At 33.9% G+C, this 18,272-nt stretch carries 22 protein-coding genes and 2 tRNA genes; 15 read left to right on the top strand and 9 right to left on the bottom strand.

Annotated elements, in window-relative coordinates:
• Positions 1-1,458, bottom strand: a 1,458-nt coding sequence (locus QZU81_RS07460; RefSeq protein ID WP_295590872.1) for a dihydropteroate synthase-like protein, incomplete at its 3' end; no start/stop codon positions are given.
• A gap of 286 nt (positions 1,459-1,744) precedes the next feature.
• Between QZU81_RS07460 and QZU81_RS07455 the strand changes: the two genes are divergently transcribed.
• From QZU81_RS07455 to QZU81_RS07425, 7 genes are read left to right on the top strand one after another with little or no spacing between them, the layout of a single operon-like run.
• A complete protein-coding gene (locus QZU81_RS07455) occupies positions 1,745-2,266 on the top strand; it encodes a pyruvate ferredoxin oxidoreductase subunit gamma (RefSeq protein WP_292827682.1) in 522 nt (173 codons plus the stop codon).
• Positions 2,267-2,278: 12 nt separating this feature from the next.
• Positions 2,279-2,521 (top strand): pyruvate synthase subunit PorD, encoded by a 243-nt coding sequence (porD, locus tag QZU81_RS07450; protein ID WP_292818734.1) that lies wholly within the window; start codon positions 2,279-2,281, stop codon positions 2,519-2,521.
• A gap of 13 nt (positions 2,522-2,534) precedes the next feature.
• Positions 2,535-3,680, top strand: coding sequence for a pyruvate synthase subunit PorA (porA, locus tag QZU81_RS07445; RefSeq protein WP_295590868.1), 1,146 nt, complete (start codon positions 2,535-2,537; stop codon positions 3,678-3,680).
• Positions 3,681-3,682: 2 nt separating this feature from the next.
• The gene (gene porB / locus QZU81_RS07440) at positions 3,683-4,552 is read left to right on the top strand and encodes a pyruvate synthase subunit PorB (RefSeq protein ID WP_292827676.1); all 870 of its coding nucleotides are present in this window, start codon (positions 3,683-3,685) and stop codon (positions 4,550-4,552) included.
• A 10-nt stretch (positions 4,553-4,562) separates the two neighbouring features.
• On the top strand, positions 4,563-5,063 hold the full coding sequence (locus tag QZU81_RS07435) for a 4Fe-4S dicluster domain-containing protein (RefSeq protein WP_292849971.1): 501 nt from the start codon (positions 4,563-4,565) through the stop codon (positions 5,061-5,063).
• Between the two features lie 9 nt (positions 5,064-5,072).
• Positions 5,073-5,312 (top strand): 4Fe-4S binding protein, encoded by a 240-nt coding sequence (locus QZU81_RS07430; RefSeq protein WP_292849973.1) that lies wholly within the window; start codon positions 5,073-5,075, stop codon positions 5,310-5,312.
• A 60-nt stretch (positions 5,313-5,372) separates the two neighbouring features.
• Positions 5,373-6,215: a fumarate hydratase gene (locus tag QZU81_RS07425; RefSeq protein WP_295590864.1), complete on the top strand. Its 843-nt coding sequence runs from the start codon at positions 5,373-5,375 to the stop codon at positions 6,213-6,215.
• Between the two features lie 29 nt (positions 6,216-6,244).
• On the opposite strand, the gene QZU81_RS07420 is transcribed toward QZU81_RS07425, so the two are convergent.
• The 5 genes from QZU81_RS07420 to QZU81_RS07400 form a co-directional block, all read right to left on the bottom strand.
• A complete protein-coding gene (locus tag QZU81_RS07420; protein WP_292849977.1) occupies positions 6,245-7,129 on the bottom strand; it encodes a phosphate uptake regulator PhoU in 885 nt (294 codons plus the stop codon).
• Between the two features lie 7 nt (positions 7,130-7,136).
• Positions 7,137-8,009 carry a hypothetical protein gene (locus QZU81_RS07415; RefSeq protein ID WP_292849979.1) on the bottom strand — a complete coding sequence of 291 codons (873 nt, stop codon included), beginning with the start codon at positions 8,007-8,009 and terminating at the stop codon, positions 7,137-7,139.
• A 257-nt stretch (positions 8,010-8,266) separates the two neighbouring features.
• Positions 8,267-8,339, bottom strand: a tRNA-Thr gene (locus tag QZU81_RS07410).
• A gap of 39 nt (positions 8,340-8,378) precedes the next feature.
• Positions 8,379-8,461, bottom strand: a tRNA-Leu gene (locus QZU81_RS07405).
• 55 nt (positions 8,462-8,516) lie between these two features.
• Positions 8,517-8,873: a hypothetical protein gene (locus tag QZU81_RS07400; protein ID WP_295590862.1), complete on the bottom strand. Its 357-nt coding sequence runs from the start codon at positions 8,871-8,873 to the stop codon at positions 8,517-8,519.
• 118 nt (positions 8,874-8,991) lie between these two features.
• Here QZU81_RS07400 and QZU81_RS07395 point away from each other — a divergent pair, with 118 nt between their 5' ends.
• From QZU81_RS07395 to QZU81_RS07365, 7 genes are all read left to right on the top strand, one after another.
• The gene (locus tag QZU81_RS07395) at positions 8,992-9,159 is read left to right on the top strand and encodes a 4Fe-4S binding protein (protein ID WP_292849983.1); all 168 of its coding nucleotides are present in this window, start codon (positions 8,992-8,994) and stop codon (positions 9,157-9,159) included.
• An 8-nt stretch (positions 9,160-9,167) separates the two neighbouring features.
• Positions 9,168-9,941 carry an adhesin gene (locus QZU81_RS07390; RefSeq protein WP_295590860.1) on the top strand — a complete coding sequence of 258 codons (774 nt, stop codon included), beginning with the start codon at positions 9,168-9,170 and terminating at the stop codon, positions 9,939-9,941.
• A gap of 13 nt (positions 9,942-9,954) precedes the next feature.
• On the top strand, positions 9,955-11,235 hold the full coding sequence (locus QZU81_RS07385; RefSeq protein WP_295590858.1) for an oligosaccharide repeat unit polymerase family protein: 1,281 nt from the start codon (positions 9,955-9,957) through the stop codon (positions 11,233-11,235).
• 260 nt (positions 11,236-11,495) lie between these two features.
• Complete coding sequence (cbiM, locus tag QZU81_RS07380; protein WP_295590875.1) at positions 11,496-12,137, top strand: cobalt transporter CbiM; 642 nt, start codon at positions 11,496-11,498, stop codon at positions 12,135-12,137.
• Positions 12,130-12,438 (top strand): PDGLE domain-containing protein, encoded by a 309-nt coding sequence (locus QZU81_RS07375; protein WP_295590857.1) that lies wholly within the window; start codon positions 12,130-12,132, stop codon positions 12,436-12,438. The genes cbiM and QZU81_RS07375 overlap by 8 nt, the downstream gene beginning before the upstream one ends.
• A 118-nt stretch (positions 12,439-12,556) precedes the next feature.
• Entirely contained in the window at positions 12,557-13,387 is an 831-nt protein-coding gene (gene cbiQ / locus QZU81_RS07370) for a cobalt ECF transporter T component CbiQ (RefSeq protein ID WP_295590855.1), read from the top strand.
• A gap of 9 nt (positions 13,388-13,396) precedes the next feature.
• Complete coding sequence (locus tag QZU81_RS07365; protein ID WP_295590853.1) at positions 13,397-14,236, top strand: ATP-binding cassette domain-containing protein; 840 nt, start codon at positions 13,397-13,399, stop codon at positions 14,234-14,236.
• On the opposite strand, the gene QZU81_RS07360 is transcribed toward QZU81_RS07365, so the two are convergent.
• The 3 genes from QZU81_RS07360 to feoB all read right to left on the bottom strand — a co-directional run bounded on the left by QZU81_RS07360 (position 14,233) and on the right by feoB (position 16,928).
• Positions 14,233-14,427: a hypothetical protein gene (locus QZU81_RS07360; RefSeq protein WP_295590849.1), complete on the bottom strand. Its 195-nt coding sequence runs from the start codon at positions 14,425-14,427 to the stop codon at positions 14,233-14,235. The two genes, QZU81_RS07365 and QZU81_RS07360, sit on opposite strands and share 4 nt — an antisense overlap.
• Positions 14,428-14,482: 55 nt before the next feature.
• Entirely contained in the window at positions 14,483-14,710 is a 228-nt protein-coding gene (locus QZU81_RS07355; protein WP_292827637.1) for a FeoA family protein, read from the bottom strand.
• Between the two features lie 199 nt (positions 14,711-14,909).
• Positions 14,910-16,928, bottom strand: a complete 2,019-nt coding sequence (gene feoB / locus QZU81_RS07350; protein ID WP_292849996.1) for a ferrous iron transport protein B — start codon at positions 16,926-16,928, stop codon at positions 14,910-14,912.
• Between the two features lie 248 nt (positions 16,929-17,176).
• On the opposite strand from feoB, the gene QZU81_RS07345 reads away from it, so the two are divergent.
• Positions 17,177-18,184 carry a tetratricopeptide repeat protein gene (locus tag QZU81_RS07345; RefSeq protein ID WP_295590847.1) on the top strand — a complete coding sequence of 336 codons (1,008 nt, stop codon included), beginning with the start codon at positions 17,177-17,179 and terminating at the stop codon, positions 18,182-18,184.
• Positions 18,185-18,272: the final 88 nt, after the last annotated feature.

The following is an 18,272-nucleotide window of genomic DNA, read 5'->3' as shown; positions in this document are numbered from 1 at the left end:
TCTTGTAACTAATTCTTTTGTAATGATTTCTTCATAAATTTCCTGTGCGGAATGTCCTACAATTACAACATCAGCTTTATTTTTCTTAAAATGGGTAGCAGTAATCCTACTATCATGAACTGTGGTTCCATAATCCACATTGATTTTAAAACTACCTGCTTTATCCCTTATGAATCTCATAGGCTTTTTGCGTTGAACTTGTGGAATGCCATCCAACTCATTTAGAATTATGTCGTTTCTTTTATGCTTATCCTTAAAGGCAACCAAGTTAATTCCCAAATCCTTAGGAATTGATTTTCGGTGTTTTGCAAGAAACATCATTTTTGACGCAGTGGCAAGTTCATAAACACTGCCTCTTGTTTTTCCACTTTCTTCGGGAGTAAACAATATGGCCAACAGGACATTGACACCACCTGAATCTGCATCCATCAACTCAGTAACATTTCCCACACCGAAAAACATTGGAGCAGGATTGGTCTTGTGAAATTCATGGCATGCAATGATGGATTCGACAATACTGGAACTGTTTACAGGGTCTAAAATCAAATCTGCAACATATTTTAAACCTTCAGTATCCTTAATCAATTGATGCATTGCCTCAACCCTTTCGGATGGAGATTTTGGGGATTTTCCTTGTGAAAAATTAGTCGGAAGCAATACCGCAGGGATATCCTTTTCCTTCAATATTTCCTGCACTTCAGAATTATTACCCAAATCCAGGCTTAAAACAAAGTCTATTCCATGTTCGGCGGCGACCTTTATCTCTTTTGCATTTAAAGTGTCAATGCTCAATGGCCTATCGCCAACAATCGGACGCAATGTTTCTATCAATTCAGGAATCTTATCTGAAAAATCTTCACCGGCAGCCATTCCAATATCAATCATGTCAGCTCCTGAATCGACAAAATACTGGCATTTGTTTATTAATGCTTCCTTTGACAGGAATGGGGCATTAGCTATCTCGGACAATACCCTCATCGGGAAATCCTCACCCACAGGCAGATTTTTAATCAGGATGTTGTTTGGTTTTTTAAGGAGCTCTTCAATATTTTCCTTATCGTTTTCAAATTCTTCAATGAATTTGAATGCTTCTTTTCTTTTTTCTTCTTCAATCAATTTATCCGCAGGTTTGTCTTCGGACAGGTCTATGCTTCCAATCAAATTCAAAACCATTGCAAGGTCCGCCCCATCGGTAGATCCCTTAAATGTTGGAATTCCAAGTTCCTTTGTAATTTCTTTTGTTCCTTTCTTGATTAATCCAGGAACCAGAATCATATCAATTTCATCCAATTGATCTGAAAAACAAGTTTTTACTTCCTTAATGATTTGCCTAGGAGTCAAAAATGCAGCAACTTGAGTGTTATCTGCAATATGTACAATGATATCCTCTTTTGAAGATGAAACAACCTCCTTGATTAAAGGATATGCCAACTCCCCAGTTATAATTAACACTTTCATAATAACATCCCAATAATTCTCACATATATATTATATAATTATATCTATTAATATTATCTTTTAAGAAAAGTAATTTCATAACAATGGCTATTTCATTAAAACATCTTAAAAATGTACAGAATAACAGAAAAATTATTAAAAATAATTATAAAAAAATTAACAAAAAATAAATGATAAAAACAAGAAATTTTATGCAAATTTATTCAAAAACAGAAAGTTAACATAAAATTTATATATTTTGGAATTTATAATGATTATACATGATAAATATATGGAGGAAAAATTAATGATTGAAATTCGTTTTCATGGAAGAGGCGGACAAGGTGCTGTAACTGCTGCTGAAATTTTGGCAAAAGCAGCATTCAAAGACGGCAAATATTCCCAAGCTTTTCCATTTTTTGGAGTTGAACGTAGAGGAGCTCCAGTAATGGCTTTCACAAGAATTGATGATAAGCCAATCGACATTAGATACCAAATCTATAATCCTGACTACGTATTAGTATTAGACGATGGATTATTAAATGTAGTAGATGTATTTTCAGGAATTAAGGACAATACTGAAGTAATTATCAACACTGAAACCTTTGAAGGCAGTGGAGAACATGAAGTACACAGTATTGACGCAACTGGAATTGCATTAGACATGTTAGGAAGAAACATTGTAAATACTATTATTTTAGGATATTTTGCTAAGAAGACCCAAGCAGTAAGCATTGATTCACTACTTGAAGTGATAAAGGAAACTTTCCCTGGAAAAGTCGGAGAGCTAAATGTAGAAGCTACTAAAAAAGTTTACGAAATGGGATAGAGGGTGATTATAATGGTAAGTATAGGATGTGTAATTAAAAACCCTGGTAATAGTAGAAATAATAAAACTGGAAGCTGGAGAACATTTAAACCAATCTTAGACAAAGAAAAATGTATTGATTGTGATAATTGTATTTTGTTCTGTCCAGACGGCAGTGTAAATAAACAACACGATATTGATTACGATTACTGTAAAGGATGCGGAATTTGTGCAAACGAATGTCCTTCCGATGCAATCGAAATGGTAAAAGAATAAAGAGAGTGATTAAATGGTAAAAGAAGTAATGACCTCAAATAAAGCAGTTGCAGAAGCTGTAAGACTAGCTAAACCGCAAGTTATTCCTGTTTATCCAATTACTCCACAAACTACAATTTCAGAATACTTGGCACAATATGTAGCTGATGAAAAAATTGATGCTAAATATGTTAAAGTAGAATCCGAACACAGTGCAATAAGTGCAGCTGTTGGAGCTAGTGGTGCTGGAGTAAGAGTATTTACAGCAACATCTTCACAAGGATTAATGTTAATGCACGAAATCTTATTTGCAGCAGCAGGTATGAGAGTACCTATCGTTTTGGCTGATGCAAACAGAGCAATTTCCGCACCATTAAATATTTGGAATGACCAACAAGACTCAATTGCACAAAGAGATGCAGGATGGTTGCAAATTTATGTGGAAAATGCACAAGAAGCATTAGATACTACTTTAATGGCTTATAAAATCGCAGAAAATCCAAATGTTTTACTTCCAACAATGGTATGTTTAGACGGATTTATTTTAACACACACTGTTGAACCTGTTGAAATACCTGATCAAGAAAGTGTAGACAAGTTCTTACCTCCATATGTTCCAGAACATGCATTCCTTGATCCAAAACAACCAATGTCCATCGGTAACTTTGCTGACCCTAACTACTATACCGAAGCAAGACATGACATGGACGTTGCAATGACCAACTCAATTGAAGTAATTCAAAAAACATGCGATGAATTTGCTGAAATCTTTGAAAGAAAATACGGTCTTGTCGAAGCATACAAAACCGAAGATGCTGAAATCATATTCGTTGCAATGGGATCACTTTGCAGTACCATTAGAGTTATTGTTGACCAATTAAGAGAAAAAGGCGAAAAAGTAGGTTTACTTAAAATCAGAGCTTACAGACCATTCCCTGTAGAAGCAATCAATGAAGCAGTAGCAAATTGTGAAAAAATAGCTGTTATTGATAAAAACTTCTCCTTTGGAATTGGTGGAGCACTTTACGCCGATATGAAAGTCAAAATCGACAAGGAAATTTATGGATTTATTGCTGGTTTAGGTGGAAGAGACATCATACCAGAATACATCATAGAAGCATATGAAAAAACTAAAGCGCCAGAAAATGACGTAACATGGCTTGGACTTAAGGAGGAATAGATATGGTAGATATACCTGATAAAGATTTATTAGCACCGGGACACAGAGGTTGTGCTGGTTGTGGAGCATCTATTGCTGTAAAATTAGCTCTTAATGCTTTAGGCGAAAACACTGTAGCTATTTCTGCTACCGGTTGTCTTGAAGTAATGACTACACCATACCCAGAATCTTCATGGGAAGTCCCATTTATACACGTTGCATTTGAAAACTCTGGAGCTGTAGCATCTGGTGTAGAAAGTGCATTAAGAATTCAAGGAAAAGATGACGTTAATGTAGTTGCTTTCGGTGGTGACGGAGGAACTGTAGACATCGGTTTACAATCCTTATCCGGAGCTATGGAAAGAGGACACAACATGCTTTACATCTGTTACGATAACGAAGCATACATGAATACAGGTATCCAAAGAAGTGGAGCTACCCCATATGGTGCAAGTACAACCACTTCACCAAACGGAACTGCAAGTTTCGGTGAAGACAAACCTAAGAAAAACATGCCTATGATTATGGCAGCACATGGAATTCCATATGTAGCTACCGCATCAATCGCATATCCTGAAGATTACGTTAACAAAGTTAAAAAAGCAGCAGAAACTAAAGGAGCAGCATACATACACTTGCAACAACCATGTACTACTGGTTGGGGTTATCCTTCAGAAAAAACTATCGAAATGGGTAGATTAGCTGTTGAAACTGGATCTTGGATTTTATATGAAATCGTTGATGGTAAATTTGAGATTACTTACAGGCCTGAAGAAAGAAAACCTGTAAAAGAATACTTAGCACCACAAAAAAGATTCAGACACTTAGATGAAGAGCACATTGAAAAAATCCAAAAATATGTTGATGCAGAGTGTAAAGAACTAGGATTATAGGAGGAAGACAATGGAAAGTATTGTTGTAAACAACACTTTATGTGACGGATGTCTTAACTGTTCAAACATGTGTGAATCCATCCATAAGTCTAGCAGAATAAAAATTATAGAGCATGATTCTTCCTTTTATGCCATTGTATGTCAACATTGTGAAAGCGCACCATGTATAAAAATCTGTCCAACTGATGCAATCAACGACGATGGTGTAGATACCGAAAAATGTATCGGTTGCGGATTATGTGTAATGGTTTGTCCATTTGGTGCAATGACTTTCCAATCCAAAGTTGCTGAAAAATGTGATCTCTGTGCTGATAGAGAAGAAGGACCTGCATGTATAAAAGCATGTACAAAAAGAGCTATTACTGTTGCTGATCCTGAAAAAATCAGGGCCAAAAATCAGGAAAAATATCTTGCAAAAATGGCAGGATTATATGAACCTGACAGCGGCAAAGGTGGCTTTGTCCATGTAATAACAAGTCAAGCAAGAGCAAGACTTGTTTTAGATGAATAATAAAGAATTATGTTTAAATCAGGAAATTGTACAACTTGTACAACCTGTGGAAGCTGTCAACAAACACCTAATGTTGACACTCCTATTTTATTTTGTATGCACTGTCAACCATCAGATGCGCCATGTTTAAAAGTCTGCAAAGAAAATGCCATTGAAGTATTAGGTGGAGCCATAACAATCAACAGTGAAAAATGTAACCGATGCGGAGATTGTGCTGGTGTTTGCCCGATTGGCATAATTAAAATTTGAAAATATTTATATCATTTTAAAACTAAAAATAAGATTAATTAATTTTTATAGGGTTTTATTTTGATTGCTAAAGATGTTATTAAAGATACTGTTTATGAACTTTACAAAGAGGCAGTTATTGTTTTAGGCGATGATGTGAAAAAAGCGCTTGAAGATGCTCTTAAAATAGAAGAACATGAACTTGCACAGTTAAATATTAAAGCTATCCTAAAGAATATTGAACTTGCTGAAGAAAAGCAGATTCCAATGTGTCAAGATACAGGCCTGCCCGTTGTTTTTGTAAAGTTAGGTAATGTTGAAGTTGAAAACTTGCGTGAAGGCATAGAAGAGGGAATAATAAAAGCCACAAAAGAAGTTCCGATTAGGCCGAATATTGTAGATCCCCTTACACGTGAAAACACCAACATCAATGTTGGAGATTACATACCTCCAATTGATATTGAACTAATTGATGAGGATTACTTGGAAATTACCATTTTGCCAAAAGGATTTGGTTCTGAAAATAATAATGCTTTAAAAATGGCGCTTCCTGCGGAAGGAATAGATGGAATTAAAGAATTTGTCGTTGAATCTGTCCTAAAAGCAAAAGGAAAACCTTGTCCACCTACCGTTGTCGGCGTTGGTATTGGTGGAACATCAGATTTGTGTTTGAAACTTGGTAAAAAAGCATTGCTTGGTAAAATAGGCGAAAGAAATCCGGACCCTGAAATAGCTAAACTTGAAGAAGAAATTCTAACCGAAATCAACAATTCTGGAATCGGACCAATGGGACTTGGCGGAAAAACAACCACATTAGATGTGAAAATCTTAAAAGCACATACCCACACAGCCGGACTTCCAGTTGGCGTCTGCATCCAATGCTGGGCCGACAGACATGCCACAACAAGAATATATGATAATTAGATTTAATGCAATCTAATTTCTTTCTTTTTTTATCTGAATGTTCTAGGAGTTGTAGGCCTTGGAATGTTATCATGAAACTCGATGGCCACATCCATCATTTCAACAGAGATGTCTCCTATTCTTTTAAATGCTTTAACAAGCCTGAATAAATAAATAAAATAGTTTGAACGCTCTTTTTCATCAAAAGAACTTTCAGCCATCTGTTCTGCGATTTGGTTGATGGATTTATTTTGAATAATATGTACAGATTCATTTAATTCCATCAAATCGTCTTTTAATTCTGTTTTTCCCTCAATGAAAGCTTTCATTGACAATGGAATCATTGTTTGAATTATGTTATACATTTTCTTCAGATTTTTCATTATAATATCATCAATCTCATAAATATCATTAATTACGAATTTGGCAATATGACCGCAGTAATCCCCAATTCTTTCCAGGTCATATGCAATTTCATTATAAAGCACAGATTTTGAAAATTCGGAATGATAATTCATACTAACAATGGTTTCTACGGAAGTTCTTATTTTTTCAACCATGTTGTTTGTGGCAAAATCCATTTCCAAAGCTTTTTTTGCCTTTTCTTCATCATATTCCAAAACTGAATCAAATGAAGCTTCAAGCTGTGAGTGAACATGCCTTGCCATATTTGCCAGCATATCATTGACAATTACATTCCCTTTAGTGTTTTTTGGACTGGAATAATCGCTTAAAGACTGTGCAATGGATTCATAACTTTTAAAATCAATTGTATATGCTCTCCTTATAATGCCCTCTTTAACAAGAGGCTGCAACAGTTGATTTACGTACCTGCGAGTAATTCCCAACCTTTCGGCAATTTCATCTTGTGTTGAAGGATTTTCATACAAAATGATGTCCAAAATCTCCTTTAATGTTTTATCTTTTTTACTCATTTTATCTCTACTTTTTATAGTCATCTAATAAGTCATTAGATTCAAATTGGATATTTCCAGATGATTGATTAATACCTGATTTCTGATCTATATGATTTTTAAATGTTACTTCGGAGCCTTTTTCAACATTGTGCCTTGATTTATTAATTTTTTTAAGATTTGACTTCATGTCATGACTTTTAGCTTCATAATCAAAATCATCATGCTTTTTAGAATGGTGGACTTTATTTAAATTGCTTTTTTCAAAGTTGCTCTCATTGATGCTATGCTTAATTAACTTATACTCATTTTCGGAATTTCTTGCAGAAACCAATATGCTGTAAATCACAAATACCAACAATATAAAAGCGATAATGGCTATTGGAAGATCAAAATAAGCAAATACCGCATCATAAAGGTCGGTGATTCTGTTTTCGACATCGACAAAACCACGTGCTAAAAATATAATTCCGACAAAAGCGATAATTGCACCATTAGACTTTTTAATGATGTCCGGTTTTAACACCAATGGATAAACACTCATGACTATCAAAGCCATACCTAAAAGCTTATAGAGATTGTTATCCGCAAAATTTTGAATGGACAAAAAGACACTCAGGAAAGTATACGGCAAGAAACCCATTTCAGACAGCAATGCAAAGATTAAAAGCAATTGAATTAAGGCTATTACAACAATAGGAAATATATATGCAATTTCCCATTCGAAATCTGTACTGAATGTGGCTTGTCCAACAGGCTTTTCTAACGCTTCCGTAAGCATATTATAAAGAACAGATGAAATAACTGAACCGATAATTGTACCTGCAACACCCATTATTGATGTTAAGCCAGCAACAAATGCTGAAATACAACCAACCAATATAATTTTCTTATAGTTCATAATTCACCCGAATAATTTAATCAATAAAAATAATGTCATGAATACTATTTATTTTTAATTAATTTAAACTTTAAGGTTGAATCTAAGCAATATTTAGTGCATCCTGTAATTTTTCAAAATAACTTCCAACGCCCCAAATGTTTTGGTAGACGGTTGCAACATCATTACACTCCTCTAATCTGAGAGCGATTGAATTATCAATATTAAAATAACGAAAAACCTTAAAATATTGAAAATATTAAAAAAAATAGTTTGAAAGCCTTAGGGGGGATTCGAACCCCCGACTTCCACCTTACCAAGGTGGCGCTCTACCGGCTGAGCCACTAAGGCAAAATCAGGAATGAAAAATATTAGAAATTTATAAAATAGTGCAAGGGAAGGGATTCGAACCCTCGAAGGCCTATGCCAAAGGATCTTAAGTCCTTCCCCTTTGGCCGCTCGGGCACCCTTGCATACAATAGTAATATTTATTTTCATAATATATAAACATTACGATTATAATAAGTTTTAATATACTAATCCGTTATTGTAGGAATATAACCACAATGAAACAGAAGTTAAAATTAGAATTACAATTACCCAAACAACAATCAATAGCTTTTTAATATCAAAATCACCTTTTGTTATGTATTTTTCGCCTTTTTTGTCACTGGATCTTTGACGAGTGTTCTTATAGTAATCATCATTTCTTAAATAATTATAGAATAGCCTAGTAATGAAATAAAAAATTACAAATAAAAAAAGACCAACAATCGGGAGCAATCCGCCTTTCAGAAACATCACAGATATTGATGAGAACAAAAGGCCCAGAAATATAAAAAATAATGCTGATAAAATTAACGAAACAGTCTTATTAAAAATCATGAATTCACCATAATAAAATTTTTAGGTATTCCTAATAAAATTATTATTAACAAAGTATATAAACATTAAGATATTAAATTTAATCATATTATTTTTAAAAACTTAAATGGTGTATTAATTGAAAGTTGATATGGAAGAATGTGGAGTTTGTGAAGATTGCATCGATGTATGTATGGAAGAAGCTATTCAAAGGAGAGCATATACCATCATTATCGATCCTGAAAAATGTGATAATTGCGGCGAATGTGTTGATGTTTGCCCAGTTGGAGCAATTTATGAAGATTAGGTCATATTATGAAAGAAAAATTTACTTTGATTGATTATTTAATCATAATTTTAGTCATATTTGCCATAGCTTTTGCATTTATACATATTGCAACAGACGATTCTTCAAACATACAGAAAACAGCATTTGATGCATCCACCATAAATAAAATTCCCGATACATATTCTAATTATTATAAAGATGGATATATTGTAAAAGCTGTTGTTGAAGGGTTTAATGCAACTAATGGCGAAGAAGCAACCGTAAATGGTACTCTCAAATGGATTGGGGATAATGGTGGATCAGATGTTAAACTGTTAATTGAAGATGAAAACACCAGCCATCTAGCTGGCCTATACAAAAGCGTTCCGGAAGCGGACATATACATAGATAAAATTTCACTTGAAACTGATGGAAGCAAATACGACAATCTAGTGGAAATTAAAGCCAATCCAGAAAAGATATCTTCAGTGAATGACTTAAACAAAAATCTATCAGGTGCCGAATATGAAATTTCAACTACAATATCTTTTGATTCAATTAATTTGGTAAAAATCCAAGAAATAATTAATAAAATCAATTCACAAGATAAAAGAGCGGCAATTAAAACACCTGTGACTGGACTGGGAAATGGATTAGTGCTTGAAAAAGCAGACAAACAAAACATTAATGACGCAAATTCAATCTTGGGCAATGTTAATGGAATTACTGATGAAATTACAATAAGAATCTACAATTGTAGTGACAGCCAGTTAAATCAAATTAAAGATAACTATGACGTTATAAATATAAGAAAATTCTAAGTTGTGTAAATATATGAGCATTATTTATTCTACTTTAACTTCAATGATAAACAAGATTAGTGATGAATTTCACAAATCTTTCTTATTTACAACAATATTTTCCATTTTAGAGTTTGTTGAAACCCAATGGGTCAACAGCTTCTTTAAAAAATTGTATCCTGATGAGAACTTCTTAAGTTTTTTAAACAAGAACCAAATTCTAAAAAACCATATATTTCATCCGTTAGTTGTTCTGTTCCTATTTGCAATGTTCCTATTATTATCAATTAACAGCCCATCTACAAGCTTAGTCATTACCCTGTTAATCGGATTTGTAGCGTTTTTCATAGGATCTGCAATACTTCCAAAATATTTTTTCAACAAATCAAATCAAAATATATTGAAATTTGAGAAAAGGGACATCTATTCAATTGGCTTCTGCTTAATTTTGGTCAGCATCGTATTTTTCTTTATAAGCATTGCATCTGTTAGAGGAATACCTCTTTTAAAGCCTTCAATAAGATATTTATTAAAGCCAATATTTACAATGCCTGTGTTTTTAATTATCCCAGGTACCTGTTTGGTTGCAAGTGCTTATCTAAAGGATTATCAGGATGAAAAAATCACACGTTCCCAGGCACGATTTAGATTCATATTTTTACTCATGATTGACTGTGCATTTTTATTGCTTTTAGGTTATAGGACACCACTACTTGCAGCATTTCTCATCATAATTATAATAGGCTTCTATGGAAATATCGTTTCTCTTTGGGAAGTTGTAATTGGTGCTGCAATTGGTGTAGGTGCAATAGTTGGAATTGGTTATTTTCGTTCATTAGGCGAGATGACAATAACTGCATCAACCAGTCCAATCTACTCACTGCAATCCCGAGCCGACTTTACCTTGCATGTTCTGAATCTATTGGATTTCATCGGAGGCAACTTTGGAATCACCCATGGGCAGCTCTTGGCCAGTTCAATTCCCGGAAGCGACTTGGGCCCAAGAATGATGGTTGGAAAGCTGATTGCATGGAGAAGCGAAGTGACAATTACACCGACACTCATTGGGCAGATGGTAATTGATTTCGGAAAATTCGGTGTTGCCGTCGAGATGCTGATTTTAGGATTCGTTTTAGGCATCGGATTTAAACTAATGAGAATAACCAAAAATTATTTTTATATTGGAATTTACTCCCTGATTTTAACATATTTAATTTTGGGAATTGAAACCGGAATTCTGGACATTCAAGTTTTATTATATTTTGCAATAGCTATTTTTATCTATTTAATTAACCTTGCAAAATCAAGAAATTGACAACTTTTTTTTACATAGAGTATTACAAAAATGAATAAATAATACTAATTTGTATTACTTTAATAACCTTTATATACCCAAATAATTTTAAAATATTAAATGTCAAGGAATTTAACGGATTTATTAACCAGTTAATTTAATAAAACTCCCAATAAACTTGATATTACTAAAAAGAACTGAAATTAATACTCAAAAGGTAATACTTATTTATAAATAAAAATCAAAAAAGTATTACTTTTATGGAAAATGGAGGAATTGAATTGCATATACCTGACGGATTTATACCTATTACCCAGTGCATCATATACTATGTAATTTTAATTGTTGCATTGTACTTCTCTGTGAAATGGGCAAGATCCAACTTAGATGAAAAACGTATCCCCCTTTTAGCTGTGCTTGCTGCAGGTATCTTCGCAATCATGTCCATGAACATGCCGATTCCATTCGGTACAAGTGGGCACATGGTTGGAGGTGCATTAGTGGCAATTGTGTTCCTTGCTCCGGAAGCGGCTGTTTTAGTATTCACTGTTGTTTTGCTTATCCAGGCATTAATCTTTGGAGACGGAGGAATCACTGCATTAGGTGCCAATGTTTTGAACATGGCAATCATTGGAGGATTCGTAGGTTTATACACCTTTAAATATTTAAATGGAATTATTGGAAAATACCCTGCTGCTGGAATTGCGGCATGGTTAGCTACAGTACTTGCAGCTCTTGCATGTGCTATCGAAATGGCAATCGCTGGAACTTTCCCAGTGAATGTGGGTATTCCATCAATGGTCTTATACCACTTCTTCATTGGAATTATCGAAGCCGTATTAACAGTAATCGTTCTTATGGCATTGGATAAATTCAGACCTGATTTACTTGCATGGAATAACGCAACAGAAGGAGATGCATAGAATGGAGAAAAAAGATACTTATTTAATAGTTGTCGCAGTTGTCATTTGTATCATCATAAGTTGTCTTTCACCATACATTGCATCTGGCGACCCTGATGGACTCGAAAAATCAGCTGAAGACTCCGGTCTTGCAGAAGATTTTGCAATTGAAGAAATAAACGGCATCCCTGATGCTATATTCCCAGATTATGCGTTTGCCGATAATCCTGACAGCCAGCCATTACAAATAGTTGCGCTGGTTATAGGTGCTCTTGTAACCTTATTTGTGGGATTTGGAGTTGCATACGTTGTTAAAAAGTAGAAATTATCTCATAATTTCTATTTTTTCCTTTTTTTAAAAAGTAATTTAAAAATAATGAAACAGACATGACAAAATAATAATATATTACTAATTTTTAATATTATAACAGTGAATAAACATGGTTGACATAACACAAATAATGAGATTTGATGATTTGGCATCAAAAGATAGCCTCATACATAATTTGGAAGGGCGAATAAAACTGATTTTTACCATATTCGTAATTCTTGTTTGCGTTATGTCTAAAGAACTTTTTATTCCAATAGTATTGGAGACAATATTGTTAATAATCCTTAAAATAGCTGACTTATCATACTGGGATTCCGCTAAAAGATTGTTGATGCTGCTTCCATTTGGAGGAGCAATCATAATATTCCAACCATTTATTCAACCGGGAAATATAATCTGGAGCTATTCCTGGTTGCATATCACTGATGGTGGTCTGAATTGGGCAATTTTACTGTTAGTGCGCATGATTGTTTGTTTGACTGCAATCATCATATACTCATCAACAACACCCCTGCAGGAAATGGCGAGCTCTTTTAGAAAACTGAAAATGCCAAGAGACCTTGCAATGATACTGTCAATCATGGTAAGATTTTTATTCTTGTTTGTGGACGAACTTGCGGCTATTCGCAAATCCCAAAAATCTAGAAACTTTAATATTCACGGAAACAACACCCCTTACAAATGGAGAGTCAAACAGGTCGGTTATACAATAGGCATGATGTTTTTAAAAGCATATGAGCAAGGGGAAAGAGTTCACAAAAGTATGGTGAGCCGTGGATTTTCAGATGCATCAGAAATGTTTGATGAAAAGCGATCCCCGGAAAAAAGTGACTATTTATTTATTATTGCAATCATAATTATCGTAATCATACTTGAAATCATTATATTCAAATATAGTGGTCAGTTAGGTTACTTCGGTCAAAACTTATCAATTAATTAGGTGTCGAAAATGGAAAAAATACATTTAGAAACAAAGAATTTGTCTTTTACATATCCTGATGGAACCCAGGCTTTAAAAAACGTAAATATCCAAATTAAAAAAGGTGAAAAGATAGCTATTATGGGTCCTAACGGTGCCGGCAAATCAACATTGTTTTCACATTTCAACGGTTTGAGCGAACCTACCTCCGGACACGTTGAAATTGACGGTGAAAAGATAATTTTTGAACGTGAAGAGCTACTTAAAGTAAGGCAAAAAGTTGGAATAGTATTCCAGGACCCTAATGACCAATTATTCGCACCTACAGTTAAAGAAGATGTTGCATTCGGCCCTATGAATCTGGGTCTTGATTATGATGAAGTAAAAAATAGAATCAAAGAATCCCTGGAAATGGTAGGCATGAGCGGATTCGAAGATAAAACACCCCATCATTTAAGTGGAGGTCAACAGAAAAGAGTTGCCATCGCAGGAATCATTGCGATGAGACCAGAAATAATGATTCTTGATGAACCAACTGCAGGTCTTGACCCCGAAGGTGTTGATAAGGTATTGAATATCCTAAATAATCTTAATGATGAAGGAATGAGCATTGTAATCTCTTCACATGACATAGATATGGTAAACCATTTTGCGGATAAGATATTCGTATTGCATGACGGCGAGATAATAGCTGAAGGCGATAAGCACCAAATATTTTCAGATACAGAATTATTAAAAAAAGCACATCTAAAAGCACCAATCACAACTGAAATTTTATATAAATTAAAAGAAAATGGATTAGATGTTGATACTGAAAAAATTACTGTTGATGAAACAGTTGAAGAGATATTGAATGCTAAAAAAAATTAATTTGCTGATTTTTTTCTAAGCTTATCTTTCAGTTTATTGATAAACTCAAATTCCTGATCCAATTCCGGAGAATTTGCAAATCCGCAGTTTGGACAGTGTATGCTATTGCATCCATGCTTGCCGCAACTGGAACATCCCCTGTTTTCTATCTGAGATTCATCAAATTCAAAACCGCACATTCTGCATTTCATAATATAACACCGTTAATTAAAATTGGATTAAAAAAAATAATGAAAAGATTGAAGGTTATTCCACTTCAATGTTTTCAGCTTCTTCTTTACGAAGGCAAACGTCATAGCCTTTTACAGACATTTCAATAGGATCTCCTAAAGTAGCTACTTTCTTAACAGTAATTTTTGCTCCTTTAACAAAACCCATACCTAATAAATGTCTTCTTAAGTCAACATCACCAGTATCGTGATATTTTACTAAAGTAACTGTTTCTCCCGGTTTTGTATCTTTTAAGGTTTTCATATTATCACCATAAAAATTAATTTTTAGGTATACTAAAAATTCGTTAATTTATATTATGTCATAACCAGTATATAAATATTTTAGTTATGACTAAAAATTTAAAAAAATTAAAAAAAAATGAAAATTAGATGAAACTAATCTTCATCATTTTTTGGAATTTTTACACCTTTGATTCCGCTTTTGCTGCGCATTTACTCACCTATCCGAATCCTGCCAACATACCTACATTGTAAATCAAGAAGGATACGATGTATGCGGTAACTAATGTGATTGCACACATAGTCAATGCCCATTTGTAACTGTTGGTTTCTTGTTTGATTGCACCAATAGCTGCGAAACATGGGGTGTATAATAAGGTAAATGCCATGAATGAAAATGCGGACAATGGGGTGAAAGTATCATGTACCAAAGCAGTAATACCTTCTTCGTCATCCTCTTCCATACCTGCTAAAGTACCGAATGTTGCAACTACAACTTCCTTAGCAGCTAAACCTGCAATGATTGCAACAGCGGCCTGCCAGGTTCCGAATCCTAATGGGGCGAATATCGGTGCAATCACAGTACCAATCATACCTAAAAGACTCATTTGAGGATCTGTTCCTCCCCATGGGAAGATGTTTTGTAAAATCCATAAAACTACTGAACAAACAAGAATGATAGTACCAGCTTTTCTTAAGAATCCTTTTACTTTTTCCCAGGTATGTAACAATATACCTTTTACGGAAGGAACCTTATAAGTCGGCAATTCCATTACAAACGGAGTGGATAATCCTTTAAACATGGTTCTCTTGAGGATAGCTGCAACAATAAGTGCAACAACAATACCCAATACATAAATCAAGAGTAACATCAATCCTTGATCTTTAGCGAAAAATGCAGCTATGAATATACCATAAATAGGCAATCTTGCAGTACAGGACATGAATGGAACAAGCATCATTGCAAGCATACGGTCCCCTTCATTCTCCATGGTCCTTGTTGCCATAATAGCCGGTACACCACAACCGAAACCTAAAATCATTGGAATAAATGCTTTACCGTGAAGACCAACGACTTTGTGCATCACTATATCCAAAGTAAATGCTGCTCTTGCAAGGTAACCACAATCCTCTAATATGCTTAAGAACAGGAACATCAGTATAATAATAGGCAAGAAAGTAAGAACACCACCTACACCACCAATAATACCGTCACAGATTAATGAGGAGAATAAACCTTCTCCGAGGAAAGAAGCAACCCATGCACCTAAAGCACAGAATGCTTCATCAATCATATCTTGGAAAGGAGCTCCAATTGTAAATGTTAATTGGAACATTGCATACATAATTATGATAAATATGAATGGAGCCAAAAGCCTGTTAGTTACAATTTTATCAATTTTATCAGTAGTGCTTTCTTTTTCAACAGCCGGTTTTTTAACCGCTTCCGCCATTAAACCATCAATAAATGCATATCTCGCATTTGCAATAACTTCTTCCGGACCTTCCTTGTATACATCCCTAAGATGTGTGCTCACTTTATCAACTTGAGCAAATATTTGGGAACTTTTGGAAGATCCTTGAACTTTTTCTATAACAATAGTGTCTTTTTCTAATAACTTGATTGCGGTCCAAACTGAAGGAACATCCAATAGATTATTATCCTGTTCAATCACTGCTTGTAAATCCATTAAATGACCCATCATATCATTACCATAAGCCAACTTTTCACTTGAGTCAATTGGATTTGCAGCCTGCTTTTCGACTGTTGTTAATAATTCTTCAAATCCATCACCAGTTTTTGCATTAACTTCAACAACTGGGAATCCTAAAAGCTCTTCCATTAACTTAATATTAATGATGTGTTCTCTTTTTTTTGCAAAATCGTTCATGTTAAGTGCCATTACTAAATTTGCACCCAATTCCATCATTTGAACTGTTAAATACAAGTTACGTTCTAAATTAGCAGCATCAACTACATTTATAATAACATCAGAGTCATCATCCACGATGAAATCCCTTGAAACGATTTCTTCCATAGAATGAGCACTTAATGCATAATTACCCGGCAAATCAATAACGTCATATTCATAGCTTCCATGTTTGAAATGACCTTCTGCCCTTTCAACAGTTTTTCCTGGCCAGTTCCCTACATGTTGGCGCATACCGGTTAATCTATTAAAAACTGTAGTTTTACCCACATTCGGGTTTCCTGCTAATCCTACAATTAATTTTGTCATTAACCATTCTCCCATTTTTGATTAAATAAATGAATCATATTTTAACAATATAAAATATCATTCATTACTAAAAAAATTATTTTAGTTTAAGTTTATCTAAAATTAGGTTAACCTAAACATATTATTCTATTGAATTTTATTATATTTAAATATTTAGGCATACCAAAGAAATACGAAATACTTAATAATACAAAAATCATAATATAAAAAAGAGAAGGATTTAAAATATATTAAATTAGGTTGATACGATGAGCGATGCCGTAAAAACAGCAGAAGTATACATTGAAGATGAAAATTATGAGGAAGCTCTTAAATTAGCTCGAAAAAGGCATGGAAAAGACAATGTAGATGAATATCTGACAATTTTAGACTTATTGATTGATGCCGATTATATCCCTGCAATTGAAGAAAAGGGATTATATTATCAATATTATGATGAAACACATGACAACGGCGATTATGGTGAAAAATATTTCGATGAATATTTAAGAAAACAACCTCGCTCAATAAATGCATTATGCGACAAAGCATTATCCCAATTCAACAAAGGAAATGTTGATGAAGCTCTTGGATATATGGACAAGGCCTATGACAAATACAAATCATATTCATCAATTGAAAAACCGCGCATTTCAAGGCATGAGGTTTTAATGGGTAAGACCGAGCTTTTAATGCAAGCAAAAAGATATGATGAAGCGTTATCAGACCTCAACAAATACGAAAGCCAAACCGGCGGAGACGAAAAATCTGATTTATACAAAGGCCAGATGCTTCAAAAAGTGGGAAAGAATAGGGAAGCGCTTGAATATTTGGACAAATCCCTGCAAAATGAAGATACCTTAATTGGATTCAATGCAAAGGGTGATGCATTATATGAACTTAAAAACTATAAAGATGCATTAAAAAACTATAAAAATTGCATACAGTACGAAAGCAAAATTGAAGATGATTTGGAATTGATAACCAATTTCAATTACAAAGCCGCTTTCTGTTGCGTGAATCTTGGCAATGATCAAGAAGCAATAAAATACTTGAATAAAACAATTAACATGTTGAATGAACATGGAAGACTTCCAAATGATATCGAGGAAATTTATCAGAAATGTTCTTTTGAAAAGGAAAGGATTATGAAACAAGGCTCAGTTAAAGATGAAGAATTCAGATCAACAAGATTCTTCTCAGCCAGAACTTCCCTCATCATACTGGCAATCATTTTAATTTTATATGGAATATTGCGTTTAATGGGATACGGTTAATTTATATATAATTTTGATTTATTGCAAAACATTTATATATAAAAAATAACTATTGTTATATATCTAATTTTCATTTGTGAAAAATAGT

The organism is uncultured Methanobrevibacter sp. (genome assembly GCF_902770715.1).
GTDB lineage: Archaea > Methanobacteriota > Methanobacteria > Methanobacteriales > Methanobacteriaceae > Methanocatella.
This window is presented reverse-complemented; position numbering and strand designations above follow the sequence as displayed.